This is a genomic window from Sphingomonas sp. MMS12-HWE2-04 (genome assembly GCF_044881185.1).
In the GTDB taxonomy this organism is placed as follows: domain Bacteria; phylum Pseudomonadota; class Alphaproteobacteria; order Sphingomonadales; family Sphingomonadaceae; genus Sphingomonas.
Map to the genome: position 1 here is coordinate 196,848 of NZ_CP173254.1, position 17,505 is coordinate 214,352.

General features: G+C 67.2%; 13 protein-coding genes and 1 riboswitch. Of the genes, 7 read left to right on the top strand and 6 right to left on the bottom strand.

Annotated features, from left to right (window positions below):
- Positions 1 to 371 precede the first annotated feature (371 nt).
- From AB2M62_RS00930 to rph, 3 genes are all read right to left on the bottom strand, one after another.
- The gene (locus tag AB2M62_RS00930) at positions 372 to 4,973 is read right to left on the bottom strand and encodes an NAD-glutamate dehydrogenase (protein ID WP_404337018.1); all 4,602 of its coding nucleotides are present in this window, start codon (positions 4,971 to 4,973) and stop codon (positions 372 to 374) included.
- Between the two features lie 78 nt (positions 4,974 to 5,051).
- Positions 5,052 to 5,681 (bottom strand): RdgB/HAM1 family non-canonical purine NTP pyrophosphatase, encoded by a 630-nt coding sequence (gene rdgB, locus AB2M62_RS00935; protein ID WP_404337019.1) that lies wholly within the window; start codon positions 5,679 to 5,681, stop codon positions 5,052 to 5,054.
- Complete coding sequence (gene rph / locus AB2M62_RS00940) at positions 5,678 to 6,391, bottom strand: ribonuclease PH (protein WP_404337021.1); 714 nt, start codon at positions 6,389 to 6,391, stop codon at positions 5,678 to 5,680. The genes rdgB and rph overlap by 4 nt, the downstream gene beginning before the upstream one ends.
- Before the next feature lie 164 nt (positions 6,392 to 6,555).
- Between rph and AB2M62_RS00945 the strand changes: the two genes are divergently transcribed.
- The 7 genes from AB2M62_RS00945 (at position 6,556) to AB2M62_RS00975 (ending at position 13,797) form a co-directional block, all read left to right on the top strand.
- Positions 6,556 to 6,984 carry a DUF6438 domain-containing protein gene (locus AB2M62_RS00945; protein WP_404337023.1) on the top strand — a complete coding sequence of 143 codons (429 nt, stop codon included), beginning with the start codon at positions 6,556 to 6,558 and terminating at the stop codon, positions 6,982 to 6,984.
- 188 nt (positions 6,985 to 7,172) lie between these two features.
- Positions 7,173 to 8,216: a heat-inducible transcriptional repressor HrcA gene (gene hrcA, locus AB2M62_RS00950; RefSeq protein ID WP_404337025.1), complete on the top strand. Its 1,044-nt coding sequence runs from the start codon at positions 7,173 to 7,175 to the stop codon at positions 8,214 to 8,216.
- Between the two features lie 46 nt (positions 8,217 to 8,262).
- Positions 8,263 to 8,826 (top strand): nucleotide exchange factor GrpE, encoded by a 564-nt coding sequence (gene grpE, locus AB2M62_RS00955; protein ID WP_404337027.1) that lies wholly within the window; start codon positions 8,263 to 8,265, stop codon positions 8,824 to 8,826.
- 43 nt (positions 8,827 to 8,869) lie between these two features.
- Positions 8,870 to 9,063, top strand: a riboswitch (cobalamin riboswitch).
- A gap of 97 nt (positions 9,064 to 9,160) precedes the next feature.
- Positions 9,161 to 9,931, top strand: a complete 771-nt coding sequence (locus tag AB2M62_RS00960) for an acyl-CoA thioesterase (protein WP_404337029.1) — start codon at positions 9,161 to 9,163, stop codon at positions 9,929 to 9,931.
- Positions 9,932 to 10,182: 251 nt separating this feature from the next.
- Entirely contained in the window at positions 10,183 to 10,623 is a 441-nt protein-coding gene (locus AB2M62_RS00965; RefSeq protein WP_404337031.1) for a DUF1003 domain-containing protein, read from the top strand.
- Positions 10,624 to 10,655: 32 nt separating this feature from the next.
- On the top strand, positions 10,656 to 13,403 hold the full coding sequence (locus AB2M62_RS00970) for a [protein-PII] uridylyltransferase (RefSeq protein WP_404337033.1): 2,748 nt from the start codon (positions 10,656 to 10,658) through the stop codon (positions 13,401 to 13,403).
- Positions 13,404 to 13,416: 13 nt separating this feature from the next.
- Complete coding sequence (locus AB2M62_RS00975) at positions 13,417 to 13,797, top strand: VOC family protein (RefSeq protein WP_404337034.1); 381 nt, start codon at positions 13,417 to 13,419, stop codon at positions 13,795 to 13,797.
- 30 nt (positions 13,798 to 13,827) lie between these two features.
- Here AB2M62_RS00975 and AB2M62_RS00980 read toward each other — a convergent pair whose 3' ends face one another.
- The 3 genes from AB2M62_RS00980 to thrS all read right to left on the bottom strand — a co-directional run bounded on the left by AB2M62_RS00980 (position 13,828) and on the right by thrS (position 17,402).
- Positions 13,828 to 14,700 (bottom strand): family 16 glycosylhydrolase, encoded by an 873-nt coding sequence (locus tag AB2M62_RS00980; protein WP_404337036.1) that lies wholly within the window; start codon positions 14,698 to 14,700, stop codon positions 13,828 to 13,830.
- On the bottom strand, positions 14,697 to 15,230 hold the full coding sequence (gene infC, locus AB2M62_RS00985) for a translation initiation factor IF-3 (protein WP_404337038.1): 534 nt from the start codon (positions 15,228 to 15,230) through the stop codon (positions 14,697 to 14,699). The genes AB2M62_RS00980 and infC overlap by 4 nt, the downstream gene beginning before the upstream one ends.
- A 183-nt stretch (positions 15,231 to 15,413) precedes the next feature.
- A complete protein-coding gene (thrS, locus tag AB2M62_RS00990) occupies positions 15,414 to 17,402 on the bottom strand; it encodes a threonine--tRNA ligase (RefSeq protein ID WP_404339741.1) in 1,989 nt (662 codons plus the stop codon).
- Between the last annotated feature and the right edge of the window lie 103 nt (positions 17,403 to 17,505).

Consider the following 17,505-nt stretch of genomic DNA (forward strand, 5'->3'; position numbering starts at 1 on the left):
CGGGGAGGATAGTTGTTCGCTCGTGCAGCAAAGTTGCGCCGCAGTGCAGCGACGAATGTTTCTTGCCGAACTTCAAGAATCTACGCAGTCTATTTGCAGAAATTAGAGGGAGAGACTGATGTCGGCACTTTATATCGGCCTGGCGATGATTTGCGGGCTCGGCGTGGCAGCCTGCCTGGGCGCGATGTATATGATCGTCCGCACGACGCCAGACCGGCGCGCCGACCTCGAAGCCTGACATTGCGGGCTTGGCCGAGCGCCGGCCCCACGCATAAGCCCCGTCATCCCGGCCTTGAGCCGGGATCCCGCTTCTTCTCCGGTTGGCGTTAGCGGGACCCCGGCTCGAGGCCGGGGTGACGAAGAGGGTTTCTCTATCTTCCGAGCAATACCCGCGCCTGGCCGGCGATCTGGGCAAGCATCGCAGCGTTGGGCGAGGCTGCCTGACGCGCGCGGCGGACCAGATTGGCAAACTGCTCGACGCGCGAGGCATTCGCTTCCAACCACTGATCGACCACGGCCTGGGGATCCTTGTCGTCGCTGCGGCCGAGGAATTCGAGCCGGAGCTGCTGGAAGTCGCGCGCTAGCCCGGCGATGAGCAGCCGCTCCCACGGATCGCCGGTGGTGATCCGCGCGGCAGTCGACTGGGCCCAATCGAGGCCGAGCGCCTGGCCGAGATGGGTGAAGGCGCGGGTAAGCACCGTCTCGTCGATGCCCTTGCGCGCGCTCAGCTCGGCGAGGCCGACCGCGCCATCCATCTCGAACAGGCGGACGACCTTGGCGACGAGATCGGCGGGGGCGCCGGCGGTCTCGAGCTTGTCGGAGATGCGGCCGCTCTGGGTCTTCACTTCCTCGAGCAGCAGCGCCTTGGTCTCGCGATCGAGCGCGTCGATGCCGGGCTGGAGCCGCTTGATGACATCGGCTGGGCTGTCGCCGGGACGGCAGACGCGCAGCAGATCGGCGACCTGGCCGCGCACCGCAACGGCCATCTCGTCGAGCAACGCAAGCCGCGCGGTCTCGCCGATCGCGGCCGTTTCGACCGCTTCCCAGGTGGCGGGGAGGCAGAACAGCCGCTCGGCGACGACGAACATCGCCGCGATGTCGCGCATTGCCGCGCCTTCCTCTTCGGCAAGCTCGAAGGGATGGAGGACGCCCAACCGGTTGATCACGCGATTGGCGAGCTTGGTGGCGACGATTTCGTTGCGCAGGCGATGCTCGTCGATCGCCTTGCCGAAGCGTTGCTGCATCGCGTGCGGGAAGGCGGCGCGGAGATCGCTTTCGAGCTCGGGGTCCTGGCCGAGATGGCCGGCCTCGATCGCGTCCTGGAGCGCAAGCTTGGACGAGGCAAGGAGCACGGCGAGTTCGGGCCGCGTGAGCCCGCGGCCTTCCTGCGCGCGGCGGAGCAGATCGTCGTTCGAGGCGAGCCCCTCGACCGCGCGATCCAGCCGTCCGGCGCCTTCGAGGATTTCGATGACGCGGACATAGGAAGGCAGCGACACCGCGCCGTCATTCTCCATGAACGACAGCGCCAGCGTCTGGAGGCGGTTATCCTCCAGCACGAGGTGCGCGACATCGTCGGTCATCTCGGCGAGGAAGGCGTTACGGTCCTCGAATTCCAGGCGACCCTCGATCATCTCGCGATTGAGCGCGATCTTGATGTTGACCTCGTTGTCCGAGCAATCGACGCCGGCCGAATTGTCGATGAAGTCGGTGTTGATCCGCCCGCCATGGCTGGCAAAGGCGATGCGCCCGGCCTGAGTCACGCCGAGATTGGCGCCTTCGCCGAGCACCTTGGCGCGCAGCTGCTCGGCATTGACGCGCAGGCGATCGTTGGCGGGATCGCCGACATCGCCATGGCTTTCGCTCGCGGCCTTCACATAGGTGCCGATTCCGCCGAACCAGAGCAGATCGACCTGCGCCTTGAGGATCGCGGTGATCAGGCTGGTGGGATCGATCTCGCTGACCGTCAGGCCGAGCAGCGCCTGGACCTGTGGGCTCAGGGGAATCGACTTTTCGGTGCGCGCGAACACGCCGCCGCCCTGCGAAATCAGCGACGGATTATAGTCGGCCCAGCTCGATCTCGGCAGCGCGAACATGCGGTTGCGCTCGTCCCAGCTCTTCGCCGGATCGGGATCGGGATCGAGGAAGATGTGGCGGTGATCGAAAGCGGCGACGAGCTTGAGCGCCTTGGACAGCAGCATGCCGTTGCCGAACACGTCGCCCGACATGTCGCCGCAGCCGGCGACCTTGACCGGCTCGGTCTGGATGTCGACGCCCATTTCGAGAAAGTGGCGGCGGACCGAGACCCAGGCGCCCTTGGCGGTGATGCCCATCGCCTTGTGATCATAGCCATGCGACCCGCCCGAGGCGAAGGCGTCGCCCAGCCAGAAGCCGCGATCGATCGCGATCGCATTGGCGACGTCGGAGAAGGTCGCCGTGCCCTTGTCGGCGGCGACGACGAAATAGGGGTCTTCGCCGTCGAGGATCGTCACGCCCTCGGGGTGGACGACATCGGGGCCGACGATGTTGTCGGTGATCGAGAGCAGCGAGCGGATGAAGATCCGGTAGCTTTCGGTGCCCTCGGCGAGCCAGGCATCGCGATCGGTGGCCGGCGAGGGGAGCAGCTTGGGATAGAAGCCGCCCTTGGCACCGGTGGGGACGATCACCGCGTTCTTGACGCGCTGCGCCTTCATCAGCCCGAGAATCTCGGTGCGGAAGTCGTCGCGGCGATCGGACCAGCGCAGCCCGCCGCGCGCGACGGGGCCGGCGCGCAGATGGATGCCCTCCACGCGGGGGCTGTAGACCCAGATCTCGCGCCAGGGCAGCGGCGCGGGGAGGCCGGGAACCTTGGCCGAATTGAGCTTGAACGCCAGCGCCTCGCGCGCGGCGGGCGCAAAGGCATTGGTGCGCAGCGTGGCCAGCACGACGCCTTTCAGCGTGCGCAGGATGCGATCGTCGTCGATCGCCGAAACCTTGTCGAGCCCGGCATCGATCGCGCGCGCGGCGGCATCGATCGCAGCATCGTCGCGCGTGCGGGCGGGATCGTGCGCGGCCTCGAAGCGCTCGATCAGCGCGGCGGCGACCTTGGGCGCGCGGCGCAGCGCATCGACCACGGTGGCCATGCCATAGCTGAGCCCGGTCTGGCGCAGATAGCGGAACCAGGCGCGGAACAGGACGACCGAGGCCGGGCGCATGCCGGCTTCGACGATCAGCCGGTTGAACAGATCGTTCTCGGCCGAGCCCTCGAGCACTTCGGCGATCGCCTGTTCGATGACCGCGACATCGCCTTCGAGCCGCGCGGCGGAGACTTCGAAGTCATGCACGAAGGCGCCGCCGGCGAGCTGGGTGGGGACTTCCTCGATCACCCGGAAGCCGAAATTCTCGAACACCGGCACGGCATCGGACAGCGCCAGCGCGCCGCCCTGGGCATAGAGTTTCACGCGATATTCGCCCGATCGGCTGGTCGGGGTGATGCGCACCGAGCGGGCGCCGGGACTGTCGAGCGTGGCGATGCGCAGGATGTCGCGCGCCGCCTCCTCGGGAGTCGAGGTGGCGCGATAGGTGGCGGGGAAGGCATGGGCGAAGCGCAGCGCGAGCCGCGTCGCGGCGCCGCCGGCCTGTTCGACCAGCGCCGCCTCGATCGCGGGCACCCAGCCGCGCACCATCCGCTCGAGCCGCGTATCGAGCGCCGCTTCGTCGGGCATGGTCGCGCCGCCGCGCAGATCGAGCGTGTAGCGCAGCAGCGCTACGACGCCGTCTTCGAGCGCAATCGACCAGTTGATGATCCGCGCGCCCGAATCCTCGGCGAGCATCGCGCCGATTGCCTCGCGGCGGCCGGTCGAGACTTCGTCGCGCGGCAGCCAGACGAAAGCGAAGAGATGGCGGCCGAGTGGCGAGCGGACGAGGACGAGCTTCGAGCGCGGGCGATCGGCGACCGACATCGCGGTGAGCACGAGCTTTTCGAGCGAGTCCGCATCGAAGGCGGTGGTGAGGTCGTGCGGCAGGCCGGCGAGCGCATGCGCCATCGCCTTGCCGGTATGCCCCTTGGGGTCGAAGCCGAACTTGCGTTCGAGCCCTTCGAGGCGGGCGCGCAGCATCGGGACCTCGTCGGGCGCGGCGAACAGCGCGGCGCTGGTCCACAGCCCGGCGTGGATCGACAGGCCGGTGACGTCGCTGCCGGTGATGATCGGCACGACCGCGATGTCGAGCGGCACTCGGCGATGCACCGGCGAGATCGAATTGGACTTGAGCAGCAACGGCGCCTCGCCGCCCTTGCGGAAATGATCGAGCGCGGCTTGGCGCGAAGGCTCGGCCAGAATCGGCGCTTCGAGCGTGTAGCGGGCAAGGCCAAGCTGCTCGGTGGTGGTGCCGTAGGGCCGCCACTTCTCATGCGCGAGCAGCGTCATCGCGCCGTCGTGGAACCAGCGCAGCAGCTTGGCGCCTTCCTTCGAGTGGATCGAGGCGGCGTCGGCGGCGATCGCCGTCTGCAGCGCGCGCCAATCCTCGACGCAGTCGCGGACCTGATCGAGCGTGCGTTCGAGCTCGGCGACCAGCGCGCGGCGGGTCTTCGCGTCGCCGCGTTCGACTTCGACATAGACCATCGATTCGCGGCGGCCGCCGCCCTCGGTCCCGATCAATTCGAGCTTGCCCTCGGCATTGCGCGCGACGGCGATGACGGGGTGGAGGATGCGGTGGATGGCAAGATCGTGCGCGGCGAGCGCGCCGGCGATCGAATCGACCAGGAAAGGCATGTCGTCATTGACGACCGCGAGCCGCATCCGGCGGCGCTCCTCGTCGAGATAGGTCTCGAGCCGGATCTGCGCGGTGCCCGGCGGCCGGACACCCGCAGTCTCGGCGACGAACCCGGCGGCTTCCGCGCGCTCGGCCTCGTCAAAACCTTCCAACTCTCCCGGCAGCGCCCCTGCGAGCAACTGCGCCTCGAACGCCTGCGTCAGCGACGTCATCATGTTCTTCATGCGCGCGCTATGCTCCCGTGCCGTTACGACCTCAAGGCTATGTAGGCGAGAAAGTATCCGATGATACGATTCGCCGCTTCAGAATACTGCCGCGACGAGCTGGCGGAAGGCGTCTGCGCGGTGGCTCATCGCGTGCTTGGCCTCGGGATCCATCTCGCCATAGGTGACGTCGTGGCCGTGGGGCACGAACATCGGATCGTAGCCGAAGCCGCGGGCGCCGCGCGGCGGCCAGACCAGCGTGCCGTCGGCGCGGCCCTCGAACCATTCGACATGGCCATCGGGCCAGGCGAGCGCGAGCGCGCACACGAAATGCGCGTCGCGGCCGGTTTCGGGCGGGAGCGCAGCAAGCCTGTCTTCGACGCGCTGCATCGCGATGGCGAAGTCCTTGGTCTCACCGGCCCAGCGCGCCGAGAAGATCCCCGGATCGCCGTTCAGCGCCTCGACGCACAGGCCGCTATCGTCGGAAAGCGCAGGGAGGCCGGAGAGATCTGCGGCCTGGAGGGCCTTCAATTCGGCGTTGGCGACGAAGGTGGTCCCCGTTTCCTCGGGCTCGGGAAGATCGAGCTCGGCGGCCGAGACGGGCTCGATCCCATAGGGACCGAGCAGCGCCTTGATCTCGCGCACCTTGCCGGGATTGTGGCTGGCGATGACCAGCTTGCCGGGCTTCAGCTTGCGGATTGCCTGGGGCGTGTCGCCTTCACCGCTCATTGCACCGCCTTCAACTGCGCGGCGAAGATCTGGTTGCACCCGATGCGCGCAAGGCGGAGCAGGCGGAGCAGGCCCTCCTCGTCATAGGTCGCGCCTTCGGCGGTCGCCTGCGCCTCGGCGATCTTGCCATCGGCAAGCAGGACGAAATTGGCGTCGGCATCGGCGTTCGAATCCTCGTCATAATCGAGGTCGAGCACCGGATTGCCCTGATAGATGCCGCACGAGACCGCCGCGACCTGGGTGAGGATCGGGTCCTTTTCGAGCTGGCCGGACTTGAGCAGCTTGTCGGTGGCGATACGCAGCGCGACCCAGGCGCCCGAGATCGCCGCGGTGCGCGTGCCGCCATCGGCCTGGATCACGTCGCAATCGAGGGTGATCTGGCGTTCGCCGAGCAGCTTCAAGTCGGTGACGGCGCGCAGCGAGCGGCCGATCAGCCGCTGGATTTCCTGCGTGCGGCCCGATTGCTTGCCCTTGGCCGCTTCGCGCGCGCCGCGGGTGTGCGTCGCGCGGGGGAGCATGCCATATTCGGCAGTGACCCAGCCTTCGCCCTTGCCGCGCAGCCAGGGCGGAATCCGCTCTTCGATACTCGCGGTGACCAGCACGCGGGTGTCGCCAAAGCCGATCAGCACCGAACCTTCCGCATGGCGGGTGAAGTTGGGCTCGATCGTGATGCTGCGCATTTCGTCGGGGGCGCGGCCGGATGGGCGCATCTGCTTCAGTCTCCTGCAAGGTTGGAAAGGCCACCTAGACCGTGACATGCGAACGCGCCAGTGCGCGCCGATGATCCGAGGGGAGACTATGATGGATATGCGTTTGGCGATGGCAGGCGTGGCGGCATTGGCGCTGGCAGGCTGCGTGGCGCCCGAGCGGCCCGATGTCGCACGGCCGATCGAAGCCGATTTCGATCACCTATGAGACCGGCCCGTGCTTTGGGCGCTGCCCGGTCTATGCGGTGATGGTGCGTCCCGACGGCACCGGCGTGTTCGAAGGCAAGCGCTTCACCGCGGTGACCGGCGAGCGGAAGTTCACGCTGAGCAAGGCGGAGTATGACGCGTTCGCGGCGCGGCTCGAGCCCTATCGGCCTGCCACCGGCGAGGTGCGCTACGACATGGGCACGCCCAATTGCGGCAACGCGCCGACCGACATGCCGAGCGTCGAGGTGCGCTGGACCCGCGCGATCGGCGACGCTCAGAAGCTGCATTTCTATTATGGCTGCCGGCGCGACAATGCCGCGATGGCGGACGCGCTGGGCGGCGCGGCGGAGCTGCTGCCGATCGCGGCGTTGATCGGGCCGCGGCCTTAAACCTCCCTGCCTGCGGGAGAGCGAGGTAGCCGCGTAGCGGCGGAAGGGGGAGGGTGTGTGGGTGGCAACGCGCGTGTCGCCCGCGGCCCTTCTGACCCCTCAGCCGGCTTCGCTGCGCTCGCCACCCTCTCCCGCAGGCGGGAGAGGGTAGAGGTTGAGGCTGCGGCGCGGCGCGCTACATAGGAGCGATGTCCACGCCGCCGATCCATGAACTTACCGATCGCGCGCGCGACGTCTTCCGCATCGTCGTCGAATCCTATCTCGATACCGGCACGCCGGTGGGATCGCGGACGATCTCGCAGATTTCGGGGCTCAACCTGTCCCCCGCCTCGATCCGCAACGTGATGCAGGACCTCGAGGAGCTCGGGCTGCTCGCCGCGCCGCATACCAGCGCGGGGCGGATGCCGACCGATACCGGGCTGCGCCTGTTCGTCGACGGGATGATGCAGTCCAATGCCCCCTCGGCCGAGGAACGCGCCGCGATCGAGGCGCGGGCGGGCGGCAACGGGCCGGTGGAGGAAGCACTCGCCAACACCACCGCGGCGCTTTCGGGGCTGTCGGCCTGCGCCGGGCTGGTGCTGGTTCCCAAGCACGAGCCGGTGCTGCGCCAGGTCGGGTTCGTGCCGCTGAGCCAGGATCGCGCGCTGGCGGTGCTCGTCGGCGCGGACGGATCGGTCGAAAACCGGGTGATCCATCTGCCCGGCGGGATCGATCCGCACGCGCTGCAGATGGCGGCGAATTATATGAGCGCGACGCTCGCCGGGCTGACGCTGAGCGAGGCGCGGGTGCGGATCGAGCGCGACCTCAAGCAGCATCGCAGCGCGCTGGACAGCGCCGCGGCGACGCTGGTCGAGCGCGGGCTGGCGGTGTGGAGCGAGGATGGCGACCGCCGCCCGGTGCTGATCGTGCGCGGCCAGGCCAGGCTGATCGACGCGACCGCGACCGAGGATCTCGACCGCGTCCGCCAGCTGCTCGACGAGCTCGAGGGCAAGGAGGAAATCGCCCGACTGCTCGACAGCGCGCGCGACGGCGAGGCGACGCGCGTGTTCATCGGATCGGAGAACAAGCTGTTTGCGTTGTCCGGTTCGTCGGTGATCGCCAAGCCGGTCCGCGCGCTCGACGGGCGCGTCGTCGGCGTGGTGGGGGTGATCGGCCCGACTCGGTTGAACTATGCGCGGGTCGTCCCCATGGTGGATTTCACGGCGGCCACGCTGGCCCGGTTGCTCGCCTGAGGCGAGAGCCGGATCGCTCGTCTGACAAGATACGAAACAGGAAATTATGACCGAAGAACCCAACAACGAAGCCGCGAACGTCAACGAAGCGGACACGCTGCGCGAGGAAACCGCCGAGGCCGCTCCCGAGGTCGCCGAGCACGATCGCGCGGCCGAGCTGGAGAACCGGCTTGCGGAGGCGCAGGCCGCCGTCATGTATGCCCAGGCCGAGACGCAGAACGTCCGCCGCCGCGCCGAGAAGGAAGCGCAGGACGCCCGCGCCTATGCCGCGACCAGCTTTGCCCGCGACATCCTGTCGGTCGCCGACAATCTCGCCCGCGCGCTCCAGGCGATCCCGGCCGAGCTGCGGGCCGACGACAAGCTCAAGGGGCTGGTCACCGGGCTCGACGCCACCGGCCGCGAGATCGATTCGGTGTTTGCCCGCCACGGCATCTCGAAGATCGTCGCGGTGGGCGAAGCGCTCGACCCCAATCGCCACCAGGCGATGATGGAAGTGCCGAGCGCCGACGCCGCGCCGGGCACCGTCGTCCAGGAAATCCAGACCGGGTACATGATCAAGGACCGCCTGCTGCGCCCGGCGCTGGTCGGCGTGGCGAAGGCGCCGGACTGAGGCTTTCGCCCGGCGTGGCCTTGACGGCGCGCCGGGCAGCGGGAATGGCGGGCGCCGTCGAGGTTCTCCGGTGTGCGCCGGAGCTAAGACGGGAAGCCGGTGCGATGCCGGCGCTGCCCCCGCAACTGTAAGCGGCTAGCGGCGGTCGATGCGTGCCACTGGCGGAAACGCCGGGAAGGCCAGACCGCTTGCGTCGATCCGCGAGCCAGGAGACCTGCCTGCGACGCAACGACCACCGGCGGGGTGCCCGGTTCGGCCGCTTGCCCTGTCGTGCCCGGCGCTTGCCGGAGGCCGGGCGCGTGCGCCTGCCCATCCCGCCCAAGCGAGGGCGAAGATGGCAGAGTTTGACACCGGCGGCGTGGTCCGCCTGATCGACATGGTGTTTCCCGGCGACACCAATCACCACGGCACGCTGTTCGGCGGCGTAGCGCTGGCGCATATGGACAAGGTGGCGTTCCTCGCGGCGACGCGGCATGGCCGCGCACCGTTCGTCACTGCGGCATCCCAGAAGATCGACTTCGCGGCACCGGCCCGCGCGGGCGACATGGTCGAGGCGACCGGGCGGGTGGTGCGCGTCGGCACCCGCTCGGTCGACGTCGAAGTGGAGCTGGTCGCAGAGGGGCCGGTTTCGGGCGAGCGGCGCCTGTGCACGCGCGGGCAGTTCACGCTCGTCGCGGTCAAGGGCCCCGACACGCGGCTGCCCTTGCCGCCGCTGCCGGTGGAGCGCGCCGAACCGCTCCCGGATGGCGTGCTGCGCATGGCCGAAATGGTGTTTCCGCCGCAGACCAACCATTATGGCACGCTCTATGGCGGCGACGGGCTCAAGATGATGGGCAAGGCGGCGTTTATCGCGGCCTCGCGGCATGCCCGCGCGGTGATGGTGATGGCCGCATCGGACCGGATCGACTTCGCCTCGCCGATCCGATCGGGCGAGATGGTCGAGCTTGCCGCTCGGGTGCAGAGGGTCGGGCGAACCTCGCTGCGGGTGGCCGTGGAGCTATGGGCCGAAGACCTGATGAACGGCGCGCGGCGCCAGTCTGCGACGGCAATGTTCACCATGGTCGCGGTAGACCGCGACGGCAGGCCGACGCCGCTGGCTGGGTGAGCGCACTCGCCTGGGCATTCCCCCTCCCGCACGGAGCCGGGAGATGACGGCTTTTTCATTTGACCCTCGCGGCTTGCGCTCCCATTTGCTCCCCTGGACGCGCACGGCGCGCGGCCATCCCTCGAGCGTCCCGAGAAGGGTCATGTCCAGCAACGATCAAAGTCGATTGACCGTGCCGTTCGAGGCCTCGCGCTGAGCTGAGCTGCTCACTGCGCCCGGCCGCGAACGGCCCGGTCGGCAGTGAGGTTTTTATGAACGCAGCCATCCGTTTTCTAGCCGATCTGCGCCGCCTGGGCGCAGGCCGCGATCCCCATTCGCTGTTCGACGCGCGGCTGAGCGTCGGCGAACGCCTTGCCGATCGCGTCGCCGCGGTGGGCGGCTCGTGGGGCTTCATCATTGGCTTCGGGGTGTTCCTCGCCGCCTGGGCGGTGCTCAACACCGTGGTGCTGGCGCGGCACGCCTTCGATCCCTTTCCCTTCATCTTTCTCAACCTGATGCTGTCGATGCTCGCCGCGCTGCAGGCCCCGATCATCATGATGAGCCAGAACCGCCAGGCGGCGAAGGATCGGTTCGAGGCGCGGCTCGATTACGAGACCAATACCCGTGCCGAGGCGCAGATCGACCTGCTCCATGCCAAGATCGACGCACTGCATGCCGAGATCGCCCGGATGGCGCCGCAGCAAGCGGGGTGACGGGGGCGGCCGGACGCCCTATCTCGCTGGGCATGTCCGGTCGCTTCGATTCCGTCCCCAATCGCCGCGCGATCATCGATCGCCGCGCCGTGGCCGAGCGCCTCGCCGCGCTGGCGCTGTCCGACACCGCGAAGTTGCGCCAGGCAGCGACGGTGGAATTGAAGGCGGCGCTCGACAGCGGGCGCATCGAGATCGCGCGGCGGCTGGCCGAACATCCCTCGCGCGGGCTCGAAGTCGCGGCGGCGGGGGCGTTCCTCACCGACCAGCTGCTGCGGCTGCTGTGGGACTTCACGGTCGAGCGGCTGCATCCCAACCCCAATCCCAGTGCCGGCGAGCGGATGACGCTGATCGCAGTGGGCGGCTATGGCCGCGGCGAGATGGCGCCGCATTCGGACATCGACATCGGCTTCCTGACGCCATGGAAGGTCTCGCCCTGGAGCGAGCAGGTGATCGAATCGATGCTGTATGCGCTGTGGGACATGCGGCTGAAGATCGGCCATTCGTCGCGCTCGCTCGACGAGATGGTGCGCGAATCCAAGGCCGATGTGACGGTGCGCACCGCGCTGCTCGAGGCGCGCTATGTATGGGGCGACACCGAGCTGTATGACGAGGCGGCGCGGCGCTTCAAGGCCGAGGTGCAGGACGATACTGCGCGCACCTTCATCGCGCAGAAGCTCGAGGAGCGCGAGGCGCGGCACAAGCGGATGGGCGACAGCCGCTATGTCGTCGAGCCCAACGTCAAGGAGGGCAAGGGCGGGCTGCGCGACCTGCATACGCTCTTCTGGATCGGCAAATATGCCTATGGCGTGCGCGAGACCGCCGAGCTGGTGGACAAGGGGCTGCTGACCAAGCTCGAATATCGCCAGTTCCGCCGCGCCGAGAATTTCCTCTGGGCGGTGCGCTGCCATTTGCACCTGATCACCAACCGCGCCGAGGATAGGCTGACCTTCGATGTCCAGCGCGAGCTGGCCGAGCGGATGCGCTATGCCGATCGCCCCGGCATGTCGAAGGTCGAGCGCTTCATGCGCTTCTACTTCCTCCAGGCGAAGGTGGTGGGGGACCTGACCGGCGTTTTCCTCGCCCATCTGGACGAGAAGTTCGCGGCGCGCGGATCGCGCTTCGGGCTGCCGACGCTGTTCAAGAAGCCGAGAAAGTTGAAAGGCTTCGTCCTCGATCGCGGTCGCCTGGCGCTGCCCCGCGACGATTTCTTTTCGGAAGATCCGGTGCGGCTGATCGAGCTGTTCCAGCTTGCCGACCTGCACGCGCTGGAGGTTCATCCGCTGGCAATGCGGGCGGCGGCGCGCGACGCCAAGCTGGTCGACGACGTGCGCGACGATCCCCGCGCCAACGCGCTGTTTCTCGACGTGCTGACGAGCCCCCGCAACCCCGAGACGGTGCTGCGCTGGATGAACGAGGCAGGCGTGTTCGGCCGGTTCGTGCCCGATTTCGGCCGCGTCGTCGCGCAGATGCAGTTCGACATGTATCACCATTATACCGTCGACGAGCATTCGATCCGCGCGCTCGGGCTGTTGAGCCGGATCGAGCGCGGCGAGCTGAAGGAAGACCATCCCCTGGCGACGGGGATCTTCAAGCAGATCGCGTCGCGCCGGACGCTCTACGTCGCGGTGCTGCTCCACGACATCGCCAAGGGGCGCGGCGGCGATCATTCGGTGCTGGGCGCCGAGATCGCCGAGCGGCTATGTCCACGCTTCGGGCTGAGCGCGGGCGAGACCGAGATGGTGGCATGGCTGGTGCGCTGGCATCTGCTGATGTCGGCGACCGCGTTCAAGCGCGACCTTTCGGACTTCAAGACGATCCTCGATTTCGGCGCGCAGGTGCAGAGCGTCGAGCGGCTGCGCCTGCTGCTGGTGCTGACCATCGTCGACATTCGCGCAGTGGGGCCCGGCGTGTGGAACGGCTGGAAGCGCCAGCTGCTCGGCACTCTGTTCGAATTGGCCGAGGAAGTGCTGCGGCTCGGGCACAAGCAGAAGGGCCGGGGCGAGCGGATCCAGGCCAAGCAGGAGGCGCTGGCGCAGGCGCTGGGCTGGCCCGAACCGCGGATGGTGGCGCTGATCAAGCGGCTGCCCGAAAGCTATTGGATCGCCGAGCCGGGAGACGTGCTCGAGCGGAACGTGCGGACGATCGACGCCGCGGGCGACGCGCAGCTTTCGATCGAGGCGCAGGTCTATCCCGATCGCGGCGCGACGCTGGTGACGGTCTATGCCGCCGACCATCCCGGGCTGTTCTATCGGATCGCCGGCGCGATCCACGTCGCCGGTGGCAACATCATCGACGCGCGGATCCACACCACGCGCGACGGCATGGCGCTCGACAATTTCCTGATCCAGGACCCGCTGGGGCGGCCGTTCGACGAGGAGGCGCGGCTCAACCGGATCAAGACCGGGATCGCCGATGCGCTGGCCAATCGCGGCAAGCTGCAGGAGCGGCTGCGAACCAAGCCGCTTTCGCGGACGCGGGCCGAAGCATTTTCGATCGAGCCCAATGTGTTCATCGACAATGGCGCGTCGAACCGGTTCACCGTGATCGAAGTCAATGCCCGCGACCGGCCGGCTTTGCTCTGCCATCTTGCCTATGGGCTGTTCCAGTCCAAGGTGACGATCCATTCGGCGCATGTCGCGACTTATGGCGAGCGCGCGGTCGATACCTTTTACTTGACCGATCTGCTTGGGGATAAGATCACTGCTACGACGCGGCTCAAGACGATCGAACGGCGCATGCTCGAGGCTGCGGCGGGTGAGGACGTCGCCGAGGCCGCCTGAGAAGGAAACCATCATGCCGGTGATCGGAATTGGCGGACTGTTCTTTCGAGCACGCGATACCGAGGGACTCGAGGCATGGTATCGCGAGATGCTGGGCGTCGGCGACGGTTGCGGCGAGGGCGGCGAGAAGGACGGCTATTGGCATCCCGAGCCCGGTCCGGTCGAATTCAACTTCCAGACGCTCGATTGCGACTATTTCGAAGCCGAGAAGCAAGTGATGCTCAACCTGCGCGTCCGCGACATGGACAGCGTGCTCGAACAGCTCAATGCGAAGGGCGTGGAGGTCATCGTCAAGGAAGAATGGGATTCGCAGGGGCTTGGAAGGTTCGCGCGGATCCATGATCCCGAGGGAAACCCGATCGAGCTTTGGGAACCGGCCGAGCCGACGGACTAGACCGCGCGGCGAAGCGCTGGCCGCGAAGGGTCAGCGCTTTTGCCACACCCGGACATAATCGACGTCCATCCGGGCCGGGAAGGCTGCGTCGTCGATACCCTTCTGGCCGCCCCAGCCGCCGATCGCGACGTTAAGAATCAGATATTGCGGCTTGGCAAAGGGCCAGGTGGCAGGATTGCCCTTATGGTCGTTGTCGAAGCGCAGATAGGCATGGCCGTCGGCGCCGATCAGCATCCGGTCGGGGTTCCAGTCGAGCTGATAGGTGTGGAAGGCAGTGCAGGCGTCGGCGAGCATCGTGTCGGCGCCCTTCTGGGTGCCGATCGCGTGGTTGTACGCCTTGGTGTGGATCGTGCCGTGGACGCGGCCCTGGTCCCAGCCGACATGCTCCATGATGTCGATCTCGCCGAGCGCGGGCCAGCCGGTGCTGCCGTCGCTGCCGAGCATCCAGATCGCCGGCCAGACGCCGCGGCCGCAGGCGAGCCTGGCGCGAACCTCGACAAAGCCATAGGTCCAGTCGGCCAGCCCCTGGGTGACCAGCTTGCCCGAGCTATAGGCCTGGCCGCCATAATCGGCGCGGTCGGCCAGCCGCTCCTTGCGCGCCTCGATGATGAGCTTGCCGTCTTCGATCCGCACATTCTCGCGCCGGTCGGCGGCGTAATATTGCAGCTCGTTATTGTACCAGCCTTGCTTGTTGCGGCTGGTGTCATAGGCCCATCTGGCGGGATCGGGCGCGCCGGGGCGATCGAACTCGTCTGACCAGACCTTGGCATAGCCCTGAGGCACCGCCAGCGACTCGTCGGTCGCGGCGGTGGTCGAGGAAGCGGCGGTGGTCTGCTGCTGCGCTGTCAGCGGCGCGGCGGAGAGAGCGGCGAGGGCCGCGAACAGCCCTCGCCCCAGGCTCACTTGGGCGACAGCACCATCAGCATCTGGCGGCCTTCCATGCGCGGGTAGGATTCTACCTTCGCATCCTCGGCGCAATCCTCCTGGACGCGCTTGAGCAGGTTCATGCCGAGCTGGCCGTGCGAAAGCTCGCGGCCGCGGAAGCGCAGAGTGATCTTCACCTTGTCGCCCTCGCCGATGAACTTGTGGACCGCCTTCATCTTGGTTTCGTAGTCATGGTCGTCGATGTTCGGACGCATCTTGATCTCCTTGATCTCCTGCGTCTTCTGCGACTTGCGTGCGAGGTTTGCCTTCTTCTGCGCCTCGTACTTGAACTTGCCGACATCGAGGAACTTGGCGACGGGCGGATCGGCGTTGGGCGACACTTCGACGAGGTCGAGCCCATGTTCACGCGCCTGCTCCATCGCCTCGCGCGTGTACATCACGCCGAGATTCTCGCCTTCATGGTCGATGACGCGGACCTTGGGCGATTGAATGAATTCGTTGAACCGCGGACCATTCATCGGCGGTGGCGCCAGTGGGCGCCGGGTCATGGGAGGACGTATAAGAATTGCTCCTGTGGTGATTCTAAACAGCGGATATAGTCTTTAGCGGGAAGATTTGGAAGCGGGGTCGGTTCCGCGCGATACGAATTACCCCGATTACGTGCCGTTTTTGCATCATTCTGAAGCTCGCCCAAGTTGCCCCGGACGTGTCCGGGGTTCCCGAGGGTCGAACTAGCGCAGGTCGGGCGGAGTCGCCTCTTCCACCAGCTTCGCTACCACCTCGTCGAGGGTCAGCATCTGCTGGCCCTGGCTGCCCAGCACGCGCAGCGCCACGGTGCCCTCCTCGGCCTCGCGCTTGCCGACCACCAGCAGGTGGGGGACCTTGGCCACCGAATGCTCGCGGACCTTGTAGTTGATCTTCTCGTTGCGCAGGTCGGTTTCGACGCGGATGCCCGCGGCACGAAGCCTGTCAGCGGCTTGCCGGGCATAGTCGTCGGCATCCGACACGATCGTCGCGACGACCGCCTGGGTCGGCGCCAGCCATGTCGGCAACCTGCCGGCGAAATGCTCGATCAGGATGCCGATGAAGCGCTCATACGATCCGAAGATCGCGCGATGGAGCATCACCGGGCGATGGCGCTCGCCATCCTCGCCGACATAGGACGCATCGAGCCGCTCGGGCAGCACCCGGTCGGACTGGATCGTGCCGACCTGCCAGGTGCGGCCGATCGCGTCGGTCAGATGCCATTCGAGCTTGGGGGCATAGAAGGCGCCTTCGCCGGGCAGCTCTTCCCAGCCATATTCCTCGGTGGCGAGCCCGGCGCGGACCACTGCGTCGCGCAGCTCGGCCTCGGCCTTGTCCCACATCTCTTCGGTGCCGAAGCGCTTTTCGGGGCGCAGCGCGAGTTTGATCGAATAGGTGAAGCCGAAGTCGCGATAGATGCGGTCGGCAAGGCGGCAGAATGCCTGGACCTCCTCGACGATCTGATCCTCGCGGCAGAAGATATGCGCGTCGTCCTGGGTGAACTGGCGGACGCGCATCAGCCCGTGCAGCGCGCCGTGCGGCTCGTTGCGGTGGCAGCAGCCGTTTTCATACAGGCGCAGCGGCAGGTCGCGGTACGATTTGATTCCCTGGCGGAAGATCAGCACGTGCGCCGGGCAGTTCATCGGCTTGAGCGCCATCCACTGCGCATCGTCCGAGACGATCGGGCCCTCGTCGTCGACGTTGGGCACTTCGTCGGGGATGACGAACATGTTCTCGCGATACTTGCCCCAATGGCCGGACTGCTCCCATTGGCGCGCATCCATCACCTGGGGCGTCTTGACTTCCTGATAGCCGGCATCGTCGATCGCGCGGCGCATATAGGCCTCGAGCTGGCGCCAGATGGTGAAGCCGTGCGGGTGCCAGAACACCGAGCCATGCGCTTCGGCCTGGAGGTGGAACAGGTCCATCTCCGCGCCAAGCTTGCGGTGGTCGCGCTTGGCGGCTTCCTCGAGCCGGTGGAGATGCTCGTCGAGCTGCTTCTTGTTGAGCCAGCCGGTGCCGTAGATGCGCGAAAGCATCGCGTTCTTCTGGTCGCCGCGCCAATAGGCGCCCGAGACGCGCGTCAGCTTGAAGGCATTGGGATCGACCTTGCCGGTGGAGGCCAGATGCGGCCCGCGGCACATGTCGAGCCACGCATCCTCGCCCTTGCCGGCGCGATACACGGTCAGTTCCTCGCCCTCGGGCAGTTCGGCAGCCCATTCGGCCTTGAAGGTCTCGCCCTGCGCGCGCCAGCGCTCGATCAGCTGCTGGCGCGACCAGACTTCGCGGACCAGCGGCTCGTTGGCGGCGATGATCCTGCGCATTTCGGCTTCGATCGCGGGCAGATCCTCTTCGGTGAAGGGACGCTCGGGCGCGAAGTCGTAATAGAAGCCGTCATCGGTCGATGGGCCGAAGGTGATCTGGGTGCGCGGGAACAGCTTCTGCACCGCCTCGGCGAGGATGTGCGCATAGTCGTGGCGCGCGAGCTCGAGCGCATCCTTCTCGTCCTTCGACGTGACCAATGCGAGCTGCGAATCGCCTTCGAACGGGCGGCCGATGTCGCGCAGTTCGCCGTCGACGCGCGCAGCGATGGCGGCCTTGGCGAGCCCCGGACCGATCGCGGCGGCGATGTCCGCCGGGGTAGTCCCCGGGGCTACCTCGCGGACGGAACCGTCGGGCAGCGTAATGCGGAACATCTCGGACACGGGTGGGACTTTCTCAGGTAGATGGAGCGCGGGGCTTATGCCTTCGCGCAGCCGATATAGGCAAGCGGAGTCGATTTCGCAGGGTTAAAGTCGC

Excerpts from the sequence above, each read along its gene's own strand:
- AB2M62_RS00965 (WP_404337031.1), top strand. The coding sequence starts at position 10,183 with ATGAACGCAGCCATCCGTTTTCTAGCCGATCTGCGCCGCCTGGGCGCA.
- rdgB (WP_404337019.1), bottom strand. The coding sequence starts at position 5,681 with ATGAGCGGTGAAGGCGACACGCCCCAGGCAATCCGCAAGCTGAAGCCC.
- hrcA (WP_404337025.1), top strand. The coding sequence starts at position 7,173 with ATGTCCACGCCGCCGATCCATGAACTTACCGATCGCGCGCGCGACGTC.
- AB2M62_RS00975 (WP_404337034.1), top strand. The coding sequence starts at position 13,417 with ATGCCGGTGATCGGAATTGGCGGACTGTTCTTTCGAGCACGCGATACC.
- infC (WP_404337038.1), bottom strand. The coding sequence starts at position 15,230 with ATGACCCGGCGCCCACTGGCGCCACCGCCGATGAATGGTCCGCGGTTC.
- AB2M62_RS00960 (WP_404337029.1), top strand. The coding sequence starts at position 9,161 with ATGGCAGAGTTTGACACCGGCGGCGTGGTCCGCCTGATCGACATGGTG.
- AB2M62_RS00930 (WP_404337018.1), bottom strand. The coding sequence starts at position 4,973 with ATGAAGAACATGATGACGTCGCTGACGCAGGCGTTCGAGGCGCAGTTG.
- grpE (WP_404337027.1), top strand. The coding sequence starts at position 8,263 with ATGACCGAAGAACCCAACAACGAAGCCGCGAACGTCAACGAAGCGGAC.
- AB2M62_RS00970 (WP_404337033.1), top strand. The coding sequence starts at position 10,656 with ATGTCCGGTCGCTTCGATTCCGTCCCCAATCGCCGCGCGATCATCGAT.
- thrS (WP_404339741.1), bottom strand. The coding sequence starts at position 17,402 with ATGTTCCGCATTACGCTGCCCGACGGTTCCGTCCGCGAGGTAGCCCCG.
- rph (WP_404337021.1), bottom strand. The coding sequence starts at position 6,391 with ATGCGCCCATCCGGCCGCGCCCCCGACGAAATGCGCAGCATCACGATC.
- AB2M62_RS00945 (WP_404337023.1), top strand. The coding sequence starts at position 6,556 with ATGTCGCACGGCCGATCGAAGCCGATTTCGATCACCTATGAGACCGGC.